The organism is Rossellomorea sp. NRS-1567 (assembly GCF_050467885.1).
Taxonomy (GTDB): domain Bacteria; phylum Bacillota; class Bacilli; order Bacillales; family Bacillaceae_B; genus Rossellomorea; species Rossellomorea aquimaris_C.
In genome coordinates this window covers 1-18,487 of record NZ_JBITPL010000019.1, presented here as the reverse complement: position 1 = coordinate 18,487, position 18,487 = coordinate 1, and the positions used below count along the sequence as shown (strand labels likewise).

Genomic DNA, 18,487 nt, shown 5'->3' with positions numbered 1-18,487 from the left:
AGGCATTAAAGGGCTGACCCAGTAAGGAGCAACCCTTTTCATTTCCTGAAAGGACTTGAAGAGGAACAGTGCTGCGTTCCATACAGGGTCATCCCTTTTTATTGGGGCAAAATAAATACTCACACCTTAGAAAGGAGTAATCACTTGGATAGTATCAAACGCTACCTTCAATTTGTAAAACCTTATCGGTGGCAAATTATTGGTACATTAATTATAGGTATTATTAAATTTACCATCCCTTTATTAATTCCGATTTTAATTAAATATGTAATCGATGATATTGTAGGCGCTTCGGGCTTATCCTCGGAAGAAAAGACCAATCAATTACTGATGATCATGGGGGTCATGCTTGGCCTTTTCTTATTGGTAAGACCGCCTGTGGAGTATTATCGACAGTACTTTGCTCAGTGGACGGGAAACAAGATCTTGTATGACTTAAGGGATCATTTGTTTTCACATATTCAGCGACTCAGTTTTAAGTATTATTCGAATATAAGAGCGGGGGAAGTCATTTCCAGGGTCATCAATGACGTTGAGCAAACGAAGAATTTCGTGATCACCGGTCTGATGAATCTATGGCTGGATGCTGCTACCATTGTCATTGCCTTGTCCATCATGTTTACGATGGATGTTTCGTTAACACTTGTTTCTCTTATCGCGTTTCCTTTCTATGCGTTCTCTGTCCGTTATTTCTTTGGAAGACTCAGAGGTTTGACGAGAGACCGGTCTCAGGCACTGGCAGAGGTTCAAAGTCACTTACACGAACGGGTCCAGGGAATGGCTGTCATCAAGAGTTTTGCTGTTGAAGACTATGAACAAAAACAGTTTCAGGATCAGAATAGTAATTTCTTAACGAAGGCCTTAAAGCAAACAAGCTGGAATGCGAAAGCGTTCGCGGTTGTGAATACCATTACGGATATTTCTCCGCTGATCATCATTGGTTATGCGGGGCTGCAAGTGATTAATGGAGATCTGACCATTGGTACAATGGCTGCCTTTATCGCCTATATCGATCGTCTCTATGGTCCGCTTAGACGACTGGTGAATTCTTCTACAACCTTGACTCAATCGATCGCTTCCATGGACCGCGTATTTGAGTTCATGGATGAGAAGTATGATATTGATGATGAACCAGGTGCGATTCCTTGTGAAAACGTACGCGGAGATATTCATTTTAAAAATGTTTCCTTCCGCTATGAATCTGAAGAGGAAGAGGTACTGCGTAATCTCAACCTTGATATTAAAACGGGTGAAACCGTCGCTCTGGTCGGGATGAGCGGTGGAGGAAAATCATCCTTCGTCAGTCTTATTCCCCGTTTTTATGATGTCACAGATGGTGAAATTCTTTTAGATGGAACAGACATCAGAAGGTTTCAGGTGAGGTCATTGCGGGACAATATCGGAATGGTGCTTCAGGACAATATTCTCTTTAGTGAATCGGTTAAGATGAATATTAAATTCGGTAATCCTAATGCGACGGATGAAGATGTAATAGAAGCTGCCAAGGCGGCAAATGCACATGATTTCATCATGAAATTACCTCAAGGCTATGACACGAAAGTAGGAGAAAGAGGTGTGAAGCTATCGGGTGGACAGAAGCAACGTGTCGCGATTGCCAGGGTGTTCCTTAAGAATCCACCGATTCTCATACTGGATGAAGCAACGTCAGCCCTTGATCTGGAAAGCGAACACCTTATCCAGGAATCTCTTGAAATCCTGGCAAAAGATCGAACGACCTTCATAGTCGCTCATCGATTATCAACGATCACCCATGCTGACAGAATCATTCATATGGAGCACGGTGAAGTTGTCGAAATGGGAACCCATGAAGAGCTGATGGCAAAACAGGGACATTACCATAAACTTTTCCAAGTACAGCAGCTCGATCAGTAAAAATGGAAAGTCATGACTTATCACGATACGTGTGATAAAAGTCATGACTTTTTTTGTTTATCAAAAAAATATATCAAACTTATTTCAGGTGTGTCGTGAAGAAAGTAGGGCTAAATAACTTTATATGGAAGGAATGAAAAGGATAATTGGACATATATTGAATTGAATTAGGAATGAAAGAGCATATTGATTTTGTGTAGAAAAATTCTGAAAATAGATTGCAACATTTGTAACATCTTGTATAATAAGAAACATATAAAAATTAGAAAATAAACACTATTAAGAAAAGAGAGATAGTTTCAAGAGGAGGATTTGAATGAGCGAAGCGCGTCCTTTACTAAAAGTGGAAGATTTGAGGACCTCCTTTTTTACTGATGACGGAGAAGTTCCTGCAGTCGATGGAGTAAGCTTTCATGTGAATGAAGGGGAAGTACTGGGAATTGTAGGGGAAAGTGGATGTGGTAAAAGTGTTACATCCCTATCCATCATGGGCCTGGTACCGAAACCACCGGGGAAAATAGTAGGTGGAAAGATACTGTATAAAGATGAAGATTTGACACAAGCATCTGAAAAGCGAATGAGAGATATCCGGGGCAATGATATAGCGATGATCTTCCAAGAGCCAATGACTTCTTTAAACCCTGTTTTTACTATAGGTGACCAATTAACGGAAGCAATACGAATACATACGAAGGTTGGAAAGAAACAAGCAAGAGATAAAGCAATTGAAATTATGAAGATGGTCGGTTTACCGCGATCTGAGGAGCTTATCAAGGAATACCCTCATCAGCTATCAGGCGGTATGAGACAAAGGGTCATGATTGCCATGGCCATGGTTTGTGATCCACGTGTATTGATAGCAGACGAGCCGACAACCGCTCTTGACGTGACGATTCAGGCCCAAATTTTAAAATTGATGAAACGATTAAATAAAGAACTGAATACAGCGGTCCTCTTGATCACTCATGATTTAGGAGTTGTAGCTGAAACATGTGAACGAGTGGTCGTTATGTACTCAGGGAAAGTGGTGGAAGAGGGGAAAGTAGAAGAAATCTTTAAAAACCCTCAGCATCCTTACACGAAAGGCCTGATTCAATCCGTACCGGATATGAGAAACAAGCAGCAGCGACTGCACTCGATTCAGGGAAATGTACCGAAACCGGGATCCATTAAGACCGGATGCCGATTTGCAGCACGCTGTGAGTATGCCTTCGATCGCTGTTTAGTCGAAACACCGGAATTATATGAAACATCACAAGGACATTGCACACGATGCTTCCTGTTCGATGAAGTGGAGGAGGGAGTTTATGACGGAACCGTTGCTAAAGGTTGAGAATCTTAAGAAACACTTTCCGATCACAGGAGGAATTCTCGGACGACCTGTCAGTTCTGTAAAAGCAGTGGACGGGGTTTCTTTTACCGTGAATAAAGGAGAGACTCTTGGAATCGTAGGAGAAAGCGGATGTGGAAAGTCGACGACTGGCAGGATGCTGATGAGACTTATCGATCCATCGGAAGGAAAAGTGACATTCGAAGATCGAGAGCTTACCAGTCTATCAAACTCTGAAATGAGAAAGATCCGCCGGGAAATGCAAATGGTCTTTCAGGATCCTTTTGCTTCCTTGAATCCAAGGCATACTGTTGAAAAAATTCTCGAAGAACCATTAAAGGTCCATGGAATGGGTTCAGCGAAAGAAAGAAAAAAGAGGGTTCATGAACTACTCAATATTGTCGGGTTAAGCAGCTATCATGCGAAACGTTACCCACATCAATTCAGTGGTGGACAAAGGCAGCGAATTGGGATCGCGAGAGCTCTAATGACGAAGCCCAAGCTCATTATTGCCGATGAACCTGTGTCAGCTCTTGACGTGTCCATTCAGTCACAGGTCCTGAACCTGATGCAGGATTTGCAAAAAGAGTTCGGACTCACCTATATCTTCATTGCGCATGATTTAGGTGTAGTGAGACATATAAGTGACCGGGTAGGCGTGATGTATCTAGGCAAAATGGTAGAGCTGAGTAATAGTGAAACACTCTATGAAAATCCGCTTCATCCATATACTGAGGCACTACTATCAGCGGTACCGGTTCCGGATCCTGATTTCAAGAGAGAAACGATTCTCTTGCAGGGGGATATTCCGAGCCCGTCCAATCCACCGAGTGGGTGTACATTCCACACCCGGTGTCCACATGCAACGGAGATCTGCAAACAGAAGGTACCGGAATTCAAGGAACACCAACCAGGGCATTATGTAGCTTGTCATCTTTACTAGAAGACAAGTCTCATAAGTATATAAACATTATTCAGGAGGGGATTTAGTTGAGAAAAAAAAGCTGGTCAATTTTAATGCTGCTCATCCTACTCGTATCATCTGTTCTTTACGGATGTGGAGGAAATGAAAGTTCTTCAGGCGAAGGCGGCGACAGTAAAGATAGCGGCGATCCAAAAGTATTGATCTTTGGTCGCGGAGGAGACTCTGTAGGGCTTGATCCTGCAACAGTAACTGATGGCGAATCATTTAAGGTAACGAAGAATATCTTCGAAACACTTGTAAAATTCGGAGAGCAGGATACAGAAGTGAATCCGGGATTAGCAGAAGAATGGAAGGTATCCGATGATGGTTTAACGTATACATTCATGCTTCGTGACGGAGTGAAATTCCAAGATGGCACTGACTTAAACGCTGAGGCCGTTGTGAAAAACTTCGAGCGCTGGATGAACGGGAATGCAGATCAATTCCCTTATTACGGTTCAATGTTCGGCGGATTCAAAGCCGATGAAGGTCATGTCATTAAAGAAGTAAAAGCAGCTGACGACATGACAGTTGAATTCGTATTAAAACGCCCGCAAGCACCTTTCTTGAAAAATATTGCAATGAGCCCATTCGCGATTGTAAGTCCTAAAGCGATTGATGAATTAGGTGACAAGCTTGCAGAAGCACCAACTGATGCAGGTACTGGTCCATTCAAGTTTGTTGAGTGGAAGCGTAATGACAAAATTGTTCTTGAAAAGAACGAAGACTACTGGAACAAAGATTTACCAAAATTAGATCAGGTCGTATTTAAATCAATTCCAGAAAACTCTGCTCGTCTGAATGCATTGATATCTGGTGAAATCGATCTTGCAGATGGAGTCAATCCAAGTGATGCAAGTAAAGTTGAAGGGGACGACAACCTGCAATTATTCGAGCGTCCATCTATGAACGTTGGATACTTAGGTTTAACATCAACTCGTGAGCCGTTTGATGACCCTAAAGTACGTCAAGCTGTGAACTATGCCATCAATAAGCAAGAAATCATTGACGCTTTCTTCGAAGGAAAAGCAGAAATGGCGAAAAACCCGATGCCTCCGGTTATTGCCGGATACAATGATGACGTAGAAGCTTATGAATACAATCCTGAAAAAGCAAAAGAACTTCTTGCAGAAGCAGGATTAAAAGATGGTTTCGAGATGGAACTTTGGGCAATGCCTGTACCACGCCCTTATATGCCGGATGGTCAAAAGGTAGCGGAAGCGATGCAAGCTGACTTAGCTGAAGTAGGCATCAAAGCGAAAATCGTATCTTACGAGTGGGCTACTTACCTGGAAAAAGCTAAAAACGGTGAGGCAGATGCATTCTTACTTGGCTGGACTGGTGACAATGGAGATGCAGATAACTTCTTATACGTTCTTCTTGATAAGGACAATATCGGAAGTAACAACTACTCTTACTATAGTAACGATGAAGTACACAAAATCTTAATTGATGCTCAAACAGAAGTAGATCCTGCAAAACGTGAAGAGCTATACAAAAAAGCGCAAGAAATTATCCATGAAGATGCTCCATGGGTACCGATTGCTCACTCTACACCACTACTTGCAGGAAGTGCAGCTCTTAAAAACTTCAAGCCGCACCCAACTGGTTCCGACTGGTTAGGCGCAGTAGATATGGAGTAATAGGCAATAGACCAAAGGGGAGACATCTATGATTTCTCCCCTTTGTACATAGAAAAGCGGAGGGGCTTTGCCCAGAGGCGACAAGCATAAGGGAAGTCCACCGGAAAGGCGCCTTTTGCCTTTTTGGTGGGCTGGCCTTATGACCTCGAGCCTCTAAGCCCCGCAGCTGGACAGGTAGAAGATCGGAGGGGCTATGCCCAGATTCGACAAGCATTTCCGAGCAATCCTTAATTAATACCAAACCTGCTATTTTCCTAATCTAACTAACATTACAAGAAAATCAGAATCTCCACATAGAGAGGTGAACATGATGTTCCAATACACCATTCGTCGATTATTACAGCTCATTCCTGTTTTGCTGGGAATGACTCTTATTGTTTTTTCAATCATTCGTGCCATTCCCGGCGATCCAGCTCAGGTCATTCTTGGGCAACAGGCTACGAAAGAAGCAGTAGCCGCGTTAAGAGATCAGTTGGGGCTCGATAATGCCTGGTATATCCAGTATATTGACTATTTAAAAGGATTATTGACCGGGGATTTAGGAAGTTCCCTTAGAACCAAGACGGAAGTTTCAGCTGAAATCTGGCCATATTTGGCCGCTACCGCCGAGTTAGCGATCGTGGCCATCATCATAGCGATCTTTATTGGAGTGAACGCAGGAATCATCAGTGCCTGGTTTCAAAACTCCTGGTTCGATTATACGGCCATGATCCTGGCCCTTATCGGTGTTTCCATGCCGATCTTCTGGTTAGGGTTGATGGAGCAATGGATATTCGGTATTCAGCTTGACATTCTTCCTACAACTGGAAGGGAGAATATACGAAACCCTGTTGATTCGGTTACCAACTTCTATATTCTCGATACCCTAATTCAAGGTCGGTTTGATCAGCTTGGTGAGGTACTGAAGCACATCATCCTGCCAGGAATTGCTCTGGCAACCATCCCTATGGCAATCATTGCACGTATGACACGTTCCAGTATGCTGGAGGTCATGCGCTCAGATTATATTCGTACAGCTCGTGCCAAGGGTCTGAAGATGTTCTGGGTAGTGTACAAGCACTCGCTGAAAAATGCCATCATTCCGGTATTGACCGTCATTGGTTTGCAGATGGGCCTTCTCCTGGGAGGAGCGATCTTAACCGAAACCATCTTCGGCTGGCCGGGAATCGGTCGTTATATTTATGAAGCGATTGGTTACCGTGATTACCCTGTAGTGCAATCTGGCATCCTGGTAGTCGCAACGATCTTCGTCACGATTAACTTAATTGTCGATCTACTTTATGCTGCTGTGGATCCACGTATTAAATACAACTAACATCAATAGAAGAAAGAGGTGAACTCTCATGGCAGAATTAGCAGAACCGCAAAAGGAGCTTCATCCTTCTTTGGAAGAAGAAACGGTATCTCCCTGGAAGGAAGCATGGAAAAGCTTTAAGAAAAACAAAATTGCATTAGTAGGTTTTTGTATCGTTCTTTTCTTCGTGATTTTAGCAATTGCGGCTCCAGTCATTGCACCACAAGGTATTAATGATCAAGATTTATCAAAAAGACTACAAGCACCTTCCTCTGAACATTGGTTAGGGACGGATGACTTCGGCCGGGATATATTATCAAGAATCATCCATGGAGCACGCATCTCCTTATGGGTAGGATTCTTCGCGGTTATCGGTTCTTCAGTAGTAGGAAGTCTATTGGGGATCGTAGCAGGCTATTACGGCAGATGGGTCGATACCATCATCTCCCGTATCTTTGATATTATGCTTGCATTTCCGAGTATCCTGTTAGCGATAGCAGTCGTAGCTGCTCTTGGGCCTTCCCTAAGAAACGCTTTAATTGCTATTGCCATCATTAATATTCCGAAATTTGGACGACTCATCCGTTCGAGGGTGTTGAGTGTGAAGCAGGAGGAGTATGTAATGGCTGCAAAAGCCATCGGAATGAGCGACGTTCGTATTCTCTTCAGTCACGTATTGCCAAATAGTATGGCTCCGATCATCGTGCAGGGCACTCTTGCCATTGCGACTGCCATCATTGAAGCAGCAGCACTCGGTTTCCTTGGTCTAGGAGCTCAGGCTCCTGAACCTGAATGGGGAAAGATGCTGTCTGATGCAAGGCAATATATGCTGCAAGCTCCTTGGACAATGATCTTCCCGGGACTTGCCATCATGCTGACGGTACTGGGATTCAACTTGATGGGGGACGGACTTCGGGATGCCCTTGATCCTAAAATGAAAAACTAAATAGAACAATAAAACGGAGCAAAGGAAATCACATCCTTTGCTCCGTTTTTTATTCTTCCTCTTCCCCGATCGTCACTTCATTGTCTTCTTTATGATACGATTGGAAGCTTGTGATGAGTTTTTCCAGGTGCTCTAAATGCTCATCGTATTCAAAGATGGCCGAGAAAATATGAAGGAGATGAAAGTTATGAATATTTTCATCTTTACTATGCTGTTTTACTTCCTGGATCATGATATTCATCAGTTCTTTTCGATGCATGCACACATCCTGCTGGGCTTCTGATTCAGCATGCGGATGCATTTTTCCAAGGAACTTTAAAAGAAGCTGTTCATGGTAGGTGAGAAGACAATCAAGCTGTCCCTTGATCACTCCACGTAATTCATCCGGCAATTGAAAAATTTCATTTTCATACCGGTTCAATCGCTTCAAGATGTCAAAGCTTCGATTCGTTGATGAAATCATCTGACGGAAAATGACAAGCTTACGACTTTTGACAATCGAATTTTTCTTGAAATAATCCCGTTCTTCTTTATAAAGAAGATACAATTGATCGACCTTAATAAGTTTTTCTTTAATGCGCTCCAAGTCTTTTTTCAGAAGATGGAACTCTGTTGCGTGTCTTGAACTCAACCTGATCCACTTTAAGATTTCTTCTGTTGAATCAGATATTTTATGATAAAGCTTCGTTTCGTATTTTGGCGGCAGGAAAATCAAGTTAATAATGAAAGATGAGAACACACCGATCATGATGGTTGAGAAACGGATAAATGCAAATTGAATAAAATCCTGGTCCGTCACTTCCATAATCGCGATCAACGTCACCAGGGCCAGGCCGATCGTGTTTTGCAGCTTTAATTTCAGAATGATGGCAATGGCTATGACAGCAGCGAGACCTACAATAAGGGGATTGCTGCCGAATAAGAGTACAAAGATAACGGCAATCCCAGCACCGATCAGGTTTGCTTGAATCTGTTCGATGATCGATAGATATGAGCGGTAAATGGTGGGCTGTACGGCAAAGACCGCCGCGATTCCAGCAAAAACTGGAGAAGGTATACCCAATAGCTGCGATACAAGTAAAGCTAATACAATCGCAATTCCCGTTTTAAGGATGCGAGCACCAAGTTTCATGGAATTAGGATCCTTTCTTGTGTAACATTTTAATAAACAATACTGTACTATACATGTACTTACAAGTAATATCAATAGGGAAATTTAAATAAGTTTCTACAAAATATGTACCTTTTTGAGGAAGGGAATAAACAAATCGCAGCAGTCTTCTCCCGAATGAATAGATATGCCATGAAGGGAAGAGTTGTTCTACAAAATCAATAATAAAGACTGCCCTACGCAGGTGGAGCAGTCTTTAGGTTCTTCTATTATAATTGTGCAAATGCACGATCGACAGCTTCGATCGTTTCCTGTATATCTTCTTTTGTATGAGCGGTCGTAATAAACCATGCTTCATATTTAGAAGGAGCAAGATTGATTCCCTGATTAAGCATAAGCTTAAAGAACTTCGCAAATATTTCTCCATCGGTCGCTTCAGCTTGCTCATAGTTCTCCACTTTTTCTGTAGTAAAGTAAAGTGTGAGAGCTCCTTTCAATCTGTTAATGGAGATTGGTGCGTTATGTTTTTCAGCTGCTGTAAGGATCCCTTTTTCAAGCATTTCTCCGAGTTTATCAAGTTTCTCATATACGCCTTCTTCTTTTAACACTTCAAGGCAGGCAATTCCTGAAAGGATGGAAGCGGGATTTCCTGCCATTGTACCTGCTTGATAGGCAGGACCTAACGGGGCGACCTGTTCCATGATTTCTTTCTTCCCGCCGTAAGCCCCGATTGGAAGACCGCCGCCGATGATTTTCCCCAGCGCCGTTAAGTCAGGCTTCACCTTTAACATATCCTGAGCTCCGCCATACATGAAGCGGAATGCCGTAATGACTTCATCATAAATGACAAGGGAACCGGCATTATGAGTAATGTCATTCACTTGCTCAAGAAAGCCTTCTTTTGGTTCTACAATGCCGAAGTTCCCTACGATGGGTTCCACAAGGACTGCTGCAATTTGATCTCCCCATTTTTCCATTGCTGCTTTAAAGGGTTCGATGTCGTTGAATGGAACCGTGATGACTTCCTGGGCGATACTCTTAGGAACACCGGCTGAATCAGGGGTTCCTAATGTGGATGGTCCAGATCCGGCTGCAACCAGTACCAGATCTGAGTGACCGTGATAGCAACCTGCGAATTTAATGACTTTGTCTTTCCCGGTGTATGCTCTTGCAACACGAATCGTTGTCATCACCGCTTCAGTCCCGGAGTTTACAAATCGAACCTTGTCCATATAAGGCATTGCTTCTTTGATCATTTTGGCAAACTTCACTTCATGACGGGTAGGGGTTCCGTAAAGGACTCCGTTTTCCGCCGCTGTTTTGATCGCTTCTGTAATATGTGGGTGAGCGTGTCCGGTGATGATAGGTCCGTATGCTGCCAGATAATCGATGTATTTATTTCCGTCTACATCCCAGAAATATGCGCCTTGACCCCTTTCCATTGCAACCGGCGAGCCTCCGCCCACTGCTTTATATGAGCGTGACGGGCTGTTCACTCCTCCTACGATATGTTCCAATGCTTCTGTATGTAAAGTTTCTGATTCAGTATATTTCATGATTTCCTCCTGAATATGTGTATTTAGCTATCTATTACTCTTCTATTGTAGTACGGTCTTTTCCACTTTAGCAAATAGGGAATCATTGGGCACACAAATTTTCAAGCAGACTGTTCTAAGGGAAACAGTTCTCTGTGGTACACTATTCTTTGTTTGTAAAAGAGGGACCGATACTTTTTTTGAAATTAGGAGGACGCAATATGAATGCAATCGAAGTACATCACTTGCGTAAAGAATTCAAGGCTTTTTCAAGTCGTTCCGGACTTAAAGGAGCCTTTCGGGATTTATTTACGCGTAATTATAAGATCGTTCCTGCGGTGAATGATATCTCATTTAATGTGAAGCAGGGGGAGATGGTCGGGTACATCGGTGAAAATGGAGCCGGAAAATCCACTACCATCAAGATGCTGACGGGGATCTTGACACCGACCGGGGGAGAGTTGACCGTCAATGGAATGAATCCTCATCGTGATCGGGAAAAATTCGTTCAGACGATAGGGGTCGTGTTTGGGCAGCGTTCCCAGCTCTGGTGGGATATTGCGGTTCAGGAATCCTTCCAACTCTTAAAGAAAGTGTACAAAGTCCCTGATCAACAATACAAAGCACATATGGATCATGTGATTGAAACGTTGGATATCGCGCCGCTACTGGACAAGCCGGTCCGTAAATTATCACTGGGGCAGCGAATGAGATGTGAATTGGCAGCGGCTCTTGTCCATAATCCGCCTTTACTTTTCTTGGATGAACCTACAATTGGATTGGATGTTCTGGTGAAACTGAAAATCCGCCAATTCTTGAAAGAAATCAACGAGAAGTACAATACTACGATTCTTTTAACCACCCATGATTTAACCGACATCGAAGCTCTTTGTGAACGGGTCGTGATGTTGGATGAAGGGAAAATCATTTATGACGGGGCTCTGAGTCAGCTCAAAGAAAATTGGGGAGATCAAAAGGAAGTCGTGTTTCAATTCCTGGACGATACGTCTCTCTCCGCTTTATCCGATCTTACAAAGAATCAAAACATCTCCTGGTCTTTTGATGAGAAAAAGCAGAGCTATTCAGCATTAATTGAAGCGGATGATGAAGTCATCTCACAACTGATAACGAAAATCGTTGCGAGTTTCAAAGTGAAAGACATGAAGATTGAAGAAACGACTACGGAGGAGATCATACGGAACATCTATGAAAAGGGGGCAGTGACGAGATGAGTTTGGGAGTAGAAGCTATCGGTTCAGCTCCAGTGTCCGGGAGGGTATCATGGCTAAGTATATAGAAATGATTCGCATCCGCTTTCTCATGATGCTGGCGTACCGAACTAATTATTATAGTGGAATATTAATATACAGTATCAATATTGGAGCTTACTATTTCTTGTGGCAGGCCATCTACGGAGGAAAAAGTGATATTGAAGGATTATCCATCATTCAAATGACGACCTATGTGGCCGTTTCCTGGATGGCGAGGGCCTTTTATTTTAATAATATCGACCGTGAAATCTCTCAGGAAATTAAAGAAGGAAAAGTGGCAGTTGAATTTATCAGGCCCTATAACTATCTTGGAATGAAGACGATGCAGGGACTCGGAGAGGGAGTCTTCAGACTGTTGTTTTTCTCGTTCCCGGGAATGATTATTGTCAGCCTCATCTTCCCGCTACAATTCGGTACAGGGTTTGATACATTGGGCTTATTTGCAATTTCGATCCTGTTTAGCTTCATTATCAATACACAAATCAATTTACTGACGGGTATCACGACCTTTTTCTTGTTTAATAATGATGGTCTCATCCGGGCGAAACGAGTGGTCATTGATTTGTTTTCCGGCTTACTGCTGCCGATTCATTTCTTCCCCCTTTGGGCGCAAGATGTGATGGGTTACTTACCGTTCCAGAGTATAAGTTATGTTCCCAGCATGATTTTCACCAATGGCTTTACGACTTCTGAATCATTCAATGCGATTCTTATGCAGGGCGTATGGTCGTTGATCCTTCTCATACCGATCAAGATACTCTGGGTCATGGCAAAAAAACAAATGATTATTCAAGGAGGGTGACCGATGTTTTATGTAAGGATGTTTTTTCAATATGTCGCCCAATATATGAAGATCAGGCTGCAATACAGGGCCGACCTGGTTGTCGAGATTCTTTCTGATTTACTGTTTCAGGCAGTTAACCTCGTATTTATCCTGGTCGTGTTTGGCCATACTCAGCTTCTGAGCGGATGGACAAGAGACGAAATCATTTTCATATATGGTTTCTTCTTGGTCCCGTTTGCACTATTCAGTTCGTTCTTCAACATTTGGGACTTTAACGACCGGTATGTGGTGAAGGGAGAGTTCGACCGGATCCTGACCCGTCCCATACACAGCTTATTTCAAATCATCTTAGAGCGAATGGAACTGGAGTCGCTTTTCGGAGTGATAACGGGCCTCGCGGTTATGTTCTACGCCGGGGGAAGACTGGATATTACCTTTGAATGGTACGAACCCGTATTATTTATCCTCTTTGTAATCGGGGGAGCTCTTGTGTATGCAGGAATCTTCATCGCCCTTGCAAGCATCGGGTTCTGGTCGGATGCGAAAACGTCGATCATGCCGATGATGTACAATATCGGTAACTATGGAAGATACCCCGTTGATATCTATAATAAAGTGATTCGTTTCGTATTAACGTGGATTCTTCCATTCGCTTTTGTCGGAGTCTATCCATCTGCCTTTTTCCTGGAAAAGACGGAATGGTACCCCTATTCGTTTCTGACTCCATTTGTGGGCATCGGTTTTTTCATCTTCTCGATCGTGTTATGGAATGAAGGAGTGAAACGATACAGGGGTGCAGGTAACTAGAATGAATCTGAAGAATTAAGCGTACATATAGGAAGACAAGCAGAAAAAAGAGGGTATGTACATGCTTTATATCATAGGGTTTTTCATTTTGTTCTGTATGGTGATGAGTTTACGGGCCTTATTTTATCCTTCAAGGTGGAAAGAGCATCACGTTTCACTTCATCATTTTCTCTTTTTAGGAATGAGTTATATCACAATCATGGTTGGATTCGGTCTTCTGTTTGCTCTCCTTGAGCTTGAAGGGGTTCCGATTCTCGTTGAAGGAGGAAAACCCTTAACGGGAGACTTCCTCGATCATTTTTTTACCACGATGTATTTCAGCGGCATCACCCTTTTCTCAGTAGGTTACGGGGATGTAACCCCTGTTGGTATCGGGAGGGGAATTGCCCTCATTGAGTCATGGCTCGGTTACACCATACCTGCCGCCTTTGTCGTGAAATCATTTTTAAACTACGAAAACAAGTAGCATATGGTTTGAGTTTTTTCCTCCTATTGGGTACGCTAAAGTTAGAAAATATTCAATGGAGGGGAACAAATATGACAGTGGGTCAAAAAGCACCTGAATTTGAATTACTTGCAAGTAATGGAGAAAAGGTGAAGCTTTCAGATTACCAGGGGAAAAACGTGGTTCTTTATTTCTATCCAAAGGACATGACTCCAGGTTGTACGACAGAAGCATGTGATTTCAGGGATCAGCATGAAAACTTTGAGAATCTCGATGCCGTTATCTTAGGGGTGAGTCCCGATCCCGTTGATAAGCATGAAAAGTTTGTAGACAAGCATGGACTTCCGTTCCTTCTGCTGGTGGATGAAGATCATAAGGTGGCAGAGGAATACGGCGTGTGGAAGCTGAAGAAGAACTTCGGGAAAGAATACATGGGCATTGAACGTTCTACCTTTATTATCGATAAAGAAGGAAACCTGTCAAAGGAATGGAGAAAGGTGAAAGTGAAGGGACATGTGGAGGAAGCTCTGCAATACATTAAAGAGAACCTTTTCTGAACCTATTTTTAAGCCTATTTTAAGAAGCTTGAGGCTTTTGTCCATTCACAAGAGAGGTAAAGACATATAGTAAGAGTAGGGCAACCTCCTCAAATAAGTCAGTCTCATCCGTTTAAGGATCGACCAGGTCGATCCTCTTTTTTTATGCTTTTAAAGATGCTATAAAATAGGGTGATACGGTATAAATATGGTAAAATAATGGGCAATAGGGATGGGAGGCATCTGCATGAAAATTATCTTCACATTTCAACCTAAGGAAGAGTTTATCTCAGACTTAAAGAATAGCTTCCATGAGGTTGAGTTTCTTTTTTACAAAAAAATCAAAGAAGCGGAGAAAGAACTTCCAGAAGCAGAGGTGATTGTCACTATGGGGGAAGATTTGACCGACTTTCACATTGAAAAAAGTGAGAAATGCAAATGGATCATGGTCACCTCAGCTGGCCTTGAGAAGATGCCATTTAAAGCCATCAAAAAAAGAGGCATCCTGGTCACCAATGCAAGAGGTATTCATAAAATTCCTATGGCTGAGTTTACAATCGGATTGATGCTTCAGCATGCAAAACAGCTTCAAGCAGTATGGAAGCAGGAAGAGGATAGCGTGTGGAGCAGAAGACTTCCAACCTCAGAACTTCATGAAGCCTCTATCCTTATTCTCGGGGCAGGAGCGATTGGAGGAGAAATCGCACGGTTGGCAAAAGCGTTTCATATGAAAGTGACGGGTGTGAATTCTTCCGGCTCTCCTGCAGAACATTTTGACAGTATGTTCACCCTGAAGACCTTTCAGACGGAGCTGAGAAATGCCGATTACATACTATCCGTTCTGCCCAGTACTGAGAAAACGAAGCATCTCCTGCAGGTTGAGCACTTTGAACAAATGAAGGACACGGCTGTTTTCATCAATATAGGTCGTGGGGATCTCGTGGAGGAATCCGTTCTCCTTGAAGTAAGTGACAAGAAGTTAATACAGCATATGTACCTTGATGTATTTGAAAAGGAACCATTACCAGAAGATCACCCGTTCTGGCAGAATGAAGGTATAACGGTGACGCCTCATCTTTCCAGCATCACAAAAAAATACATGCCAAGAGCACTTGAAATATTTAAAAAGAATTTAACTACATATCGTAAGAATAGTGAAAACTATATTAACGTAATCGATGCAGAGAGGGGATATTAGGATGAAAATTTATACAAAAACCGGAGACAAGGGAACGACGTCATTGGTATATGGAACGAGAGTATCAAAAAAAGATCAGCGGGTTGAGGCATACGGGACATGCGATGAAGCGAATTCCATGATCGGTTTAGGTCTAAGCTACCTTAAAGCTGAATACTTTGATGGAAAAGAAAAGTTTGAGGAGTTCTTTCATAAGGTTCAAACGATTCTCTTTCATGTTGGAGCGGAACTGGCTACGCCTGCAGGAAAAGATGTGAAGTGGAAGCTTGAACAATCACATCTTAAAGAACTGGAAGAGCAAATCGACTTTCTTGATGGTGCCCTGACGCCCCTTAGCAATTTCATCCTTCCAGGAGGTCAGCCTGCCGGAGCTGCCCTTCATACGGCCAGAACAATCGTGAGAAGAGCCGAAAGAGAAGCGGTTGGAATTGATGAAGACATTAATCCGTTGGTCCTTTCTTATCTGAACAGACTTTCTGACTATCTATTCGTTGCAGGCCGCTATATAAACCAACAGCTTGGGGAACAAGAGAAAAACTTACATGAGTAACCAGGGAGAAAGATTGACAAAGGGGACCGTTGATTAGTACACTATTTATAAAGATTATAAAATAATAATTCTTATGAAAAGAGGTGCATGACGATGTCTGAAGAAGGACAATTAAAAGAAGCGATTTCGACATTGAAGGAAACGGGAGTCCGTATCACTCCTCAACGTCATGCGATATTAGAGTATCTCATTGATTCAATGGCTCATCCAACTGCCGATGACATATATAAAGCACTCGAAGGGAAATTCCCCAACATGAGTGTCGCTACTGTTTATAATAACTTACGCGTATTCCGTGAAGTAGGCTTAGTGAAAGAGTTGACCTACGGTGATGCTTCCAGTCGCTTCGATTTTGTGACAACCGATCATTACCATGTCATCTGTGATGGCTGCGGGAAAATCGTTGACTTCCATTATCCTGGACTGGATGAAGTTGAACAATTGGCTTCCCATGTGACAGGTTTCAAGGTGAATAACCACCGAATGGAAATCTACGGAACATGTTCTGACTGCTCTATAAAGGAAACCCACTAGATAAGGATGGTCCCAATATCAGGGCCATTCTTTTTTTGATGCCAAAAAAGACCTTCAGCAGAAGGTCTTTTCTCAATTGGGTCTATCTTTGCTTTTTATTATAGTCCTCATCAAACTCTTCGCCTTCCAAGTTCGGATCAAGAGTTAATGGCTCATTACAATACATACACATGTCTACTCGCCCAAGGACCTTTGTGACCTTCCCGCAATTAGGACATGTGACTTGAACAGCCTTCGTGGATAGCATCCCGATCCAGAAATACACAACCGTGCTTCCGATGATTGCCAGAAAACCCAGCAGCATGAATGTTGTCATAACCCATGGATGTTCTCTAAAATATATACCTACGTACATAATGATAAATCCGATGAAAACCAAACTTAAGGCAAACGTACGGATTTTATTAATTTTACTCGAATACTTAGCCATTTGTTTGTCCCTCCTAAAAAAATACTATACCATAATTGTTGTAAGAAGAGGGATACGAAACCCTTTTGTCGAAAAATGACTATATTCAGAGAAGGAAATCGTCTTTGAATGTCGAAATAGTAACCAACCAATGATTGATGTGGAGGAGTATGAAATGGAAGATATTTTACGACCGTTATATCAAGAGCGTACAAGTCACCCCAATACTTTAGGAGCGCTTTTAATAGAACAAAGCAAGAAATCCAGTCCGTTGACGGATACTTTTGATATTGTCCTTTTTCTAGTGGTGAAAGAAGCTGAAGAACCAGTATTCATTAAGCACTATTCTTATAAAGAACAGAAGGCAGCCTTACATATCGTAACGGAAGGTAAGCTGAATGAGTGGATTTTACTCGGGTCCAACCGTAAAGTGATTGATTGGCTATTTAATGGTAAGATACTGTTCGATCGCAACGAATATATTCTTAATCTTAAAACAGAGCTGAGGGATTTCCCCTTTTATGGTAGAAAGATAAAGATGGGGATGGAATTTGCCAAGTTGATTCGTCGTTACATGGACGGTAAAGAATTCTTTGAAAGTAAGCATTATTTAGATGCCTATAATCACATCGTTCATTCCTTACACCATCTGGCCAGGCTCGCGGTTATCGAAAACGGATTCCATCCGGAGGTAACAGTATGGAGCCAGGTAAAACAAATAGAGCCTGAAATCTACAAGCTGTATGAAGAACTCGTAACAAGCGATGAAGAAATCGATAAACGACTTGAACTGCTATTTCTGGCAAGCGAGTTTCTCATTCACTCAAGAACAAAGGTTTCAACGGAACATCTATTAAGCATCCTGGACCAGAAAGAACATTGGACGTTCCAGGACCTTCTCAATCATTCAGAGGCCAAGCATTATTCAGTGGATTTAAGCATGCTCATTGAATATTTGACAGACAAAGGATTTGTTGAAATTGTAAATGTAGAGACAAAGGGACAGGGGATTTATCACCGTTATTATCGAGCAGTGAAATAATTATAGTGAAATATTAATTATTCGTTGACTTCAATATGAAACCTTGTTATATTAGTAAATGTCGCTGCTGAACGACGACAACGAGCGGTCAGTGGCGACTTAAAAATCTTAAAAAGTTGTTGACATTAACTCCATAACTTGGTAAGATTAAAAAGTCGCTTAAACGAAGCGATTGCACATTGAACCTTGAAAACT

18 protein-coding genes are annotated in these 18,487 nt (G+C 42.3%); 15 read left to right on the top strand and 3 right to left on the bottom strand.

Annotated features, from left to right (window positions below; translation table 11 throughout):
* The first annotated feature begins 144 nt into the window (after window positions 1–144).
* From ACIFOD_RS15130 to nikC, 6 genes are all read left to right on the top strand, one after another.
* Window positions 145–1,893 (top strand): ABC transporter ATP-binding protein, encoded by a 1,749-nt coding sequence (locus ACIFOD_RS15130; protein ID WP_430315307.1) that lies wholly within the window; start codon window positions 145–147, stop codon window positions 1,891–1,893.
* A gap of 316 nt (window positions 1,894–2,209) precedes the next feature.
* Window positions 2,210–3,226: an ABC transporter ATP-binding protein gene (locus ACIFOD_RS15125; protein WP_430315306.1), complete on the top strand. Its 1,017-nt coding sequence runs from the start codon at window positions 2,210–2,212 to the stop codon at window positions 3,224–3,226.
* A complete protein-coding gene (locus ACIFOD_RS15120; protein WP_430315305.1) occupies window positions 3,201–4,166 on the top strand; it encodes an ABC transporter ATP-binding protein in 966 nt (321 codons plus the stop codon). Before ACIFOD_RS15125 ends, ACIFOD_RS15120 begins: the two co-directional genes overlap by 26 nt.
* 74 nt (window positions 4,167–4,240) lie before the next feature.
* Window positions 4,241–5,830: an ABC transporter substrate-binding protein gene (locus tag ACIFOD_RS15115; RefSeq protein WP_430315476.1), complete on the top strand. Its 1,590-nt coding sequence runs from the start codon at window positions 4,241–4,243 to the stop codon at window positions 5,828–5,830.
* A gap of 310 nt (window positions 5,831–6,140) precedes the next feature.
* Window positions 6,141–7,145: an ABC transporter permease gene (locus tag ACIFOD_RS15110; RefSeq protein ID WP_113970039.1), complete on the top strand. Its 1,005-nt coding sequence runs from the start codon at window positions 6,141–6,143 to the stop codon at window positions 7,143–7,145.
* A gap of 28 nt (window positions 7,146–7,173) precedes the next feature.
* Window positions 7,174–8,070: a nickel transporter permease gene (nikC, locus tag ACIFOD_RS15105; protein ID WP_430315304.1), complete on the top strand. Its 897-nt coding sequence runs from the start codon at window positions 7,174–7,176 to the stop codon at window positions 8,068–8,070.
* A 49-nt stretch (window positions 8,071–8,119) separates the two neighbouring features.
* Here the strand turns inward: nikC and ACIFOD_RS15100 are convergent, their stop codons facing one another.
* Complete coding sequence (locus ACIFOD_RS15100; RefSeq protein WP_430315303.1) at window positions 8,120–9,202, bottom strand: FUSC family protein; 1,083 nt, start codon at window positions 9,200–9,202, stop codon at window positions 8,120–8,122.
* Between the two features lie 248 nt (window positions 9,203–9,450).
* Window positions 9,451–10,737, bottom strand: coding sequence for a glutamate-1-semialdehyde 2,1-aminomutase (locus ACIFOD_RS15095; RefSeq protein ID WP_430315302.1), 1,287 nt, complete (start codon window positions 10,735–10,737; stop codon window positions 9,451–9,453).
* 200 nt (window positions 10,738–10,937) lie between these two features.
* Between ACIFOD_RS15095 and ACIFOD_RS15090 the strand changes: the two genes are divergently transcribed.
* From ACIFOD_RS15090 to perR, 8 genes are all read left to right on the top strand, one after another.
* The gene (locus ACIFOD_RS15090) at window positions 10,938–11,948 is read left to right on the top strand and encodes an ABC transporter ATP-binding protein (protein ID WP_113970035.1); all 1,011 of its coding nucleotides are present in this window, start codon (window positions 10,938–10,940) and stop codon (window positions 11,946–11,948) included.
* A gap of 49 nt (window positions 11,949–11,997) precedes the next feature.
* On the top strand, window positions 11,998–12,789 hold the full coding sequence (locus ACIFOD_RS15085; RefSeq protein WP_430315301.1) for an ABC transporter permease: 792 nt from the start codon (window positions 11,998–12,000) through the stop codon (window positions 12,787–12,789).
* Between the two features lie 3 nt (window positions 12,790–12,792).
* A complete protein-coding gene (locus ACIFOD_RS15080; protein ID WP_397552591.1) occupies window positions 12,793–13,578 on the top strand; it encodes an ABC transporter permease in 786 nt (261 codons plus the stop codon).
* A gap of 61 nt (window positions 13,579–13,639) precedes the next feature.
* Window positions 13,640–14,044, top strand: coding sequence for an ion channel (locus tag ACIFOD_RS15075; RefSeq protein WP_113970032.1), 405 nt, complete (start codon window positions 13,640–13,642; stop codon window positions 14,042–14,044).
* Window positions 14,045–14,115: 71 nt separating this feature from the next.
* Window positions 14,116–14,580: a thioredoxin-dependent thiol peroxidase gene (gene bcp / locus ACIFOD_RS15070; protein ID WP_430315300.1), complete on the top strand. Its 465-nt coding sequence runs from the start codon at window positions 14,116–14,118 to the stop codon at window positions 14,578–14,580.
* A gap of 226 nt (window positions 14,581–14,806) precedes the next feature.
* Window positions 14,807–15,757 (top strand): D-2-hydroxyacid dehydrogenase, encoded by a 951-nt coding sequence (locus ACIFOD_RS15065; protein WP_430315299.1) that lies wholly within the window; start codon window positions 14,807–14,809, stop codon window positions 15,755–15,757.
* Between the two features lies 1 nt (window position 15,758).
* The gene (locus ACIFOD_RS15060; RefSeq protein WP_397552593.1) at window positions 15,759–16,307 is read left to right on the top strand and encodes a cob(I)yrinic acid a,c-diamide adenosyltransferase; all 549 of its coding nucleotides are present in this window, start codon (window positions 15,759–15,761) and stop codon (window positions 16,305–16,307) included.
* A 93-nt stretch (window positions 16,308–16,400) separates the two neighbouring features.
* Entirely contained in the window at window positions 16,401–16,841 is a 441-nt protein-coding gene (perR, locus tag ACIFOD_RS15055; protein ID WP_397540941.1) for a peroxide-responsive transcriptional repressor PerR, read from the top strand.
* A gap of 82 nt (window positions 16,842–16,923) precedes the next feature.
* On the opposite strand, the gene ACIFOD_RS15050 is transcribed toward perR, so the two are convergent.
* On the bottom strand, window positions 16,924–17,271 hold the full coding sequence (locus ACIFOD_RS15050; protein ID WP_397552595.1) for a YgzB family protein: 348 nt from the start codon (window positions 17,269–17,271) through the stop codon (window positions 16,924–16,926).
* 154 nt (window positions 17,272–17,425) lie between these two features.
* Here ACIFOD_RS15050 and ACIFOD_RS15045 point away from each other — a divergent pair, with 154 nt between their 5' ends.
* Complete coding sequence (locus ACIFOD_RS15045; RefSeq protein WP_430315475.1) at window positions 17,426–18,292, top strand: nucleotidyltransferase-like protein; 867 nt, start codon at window positions 17,426–17,428, stop codon at window positions 18,290–18,292.
* Window positions 18,293–18,487 lie beyond the last annotated feature (195 nt).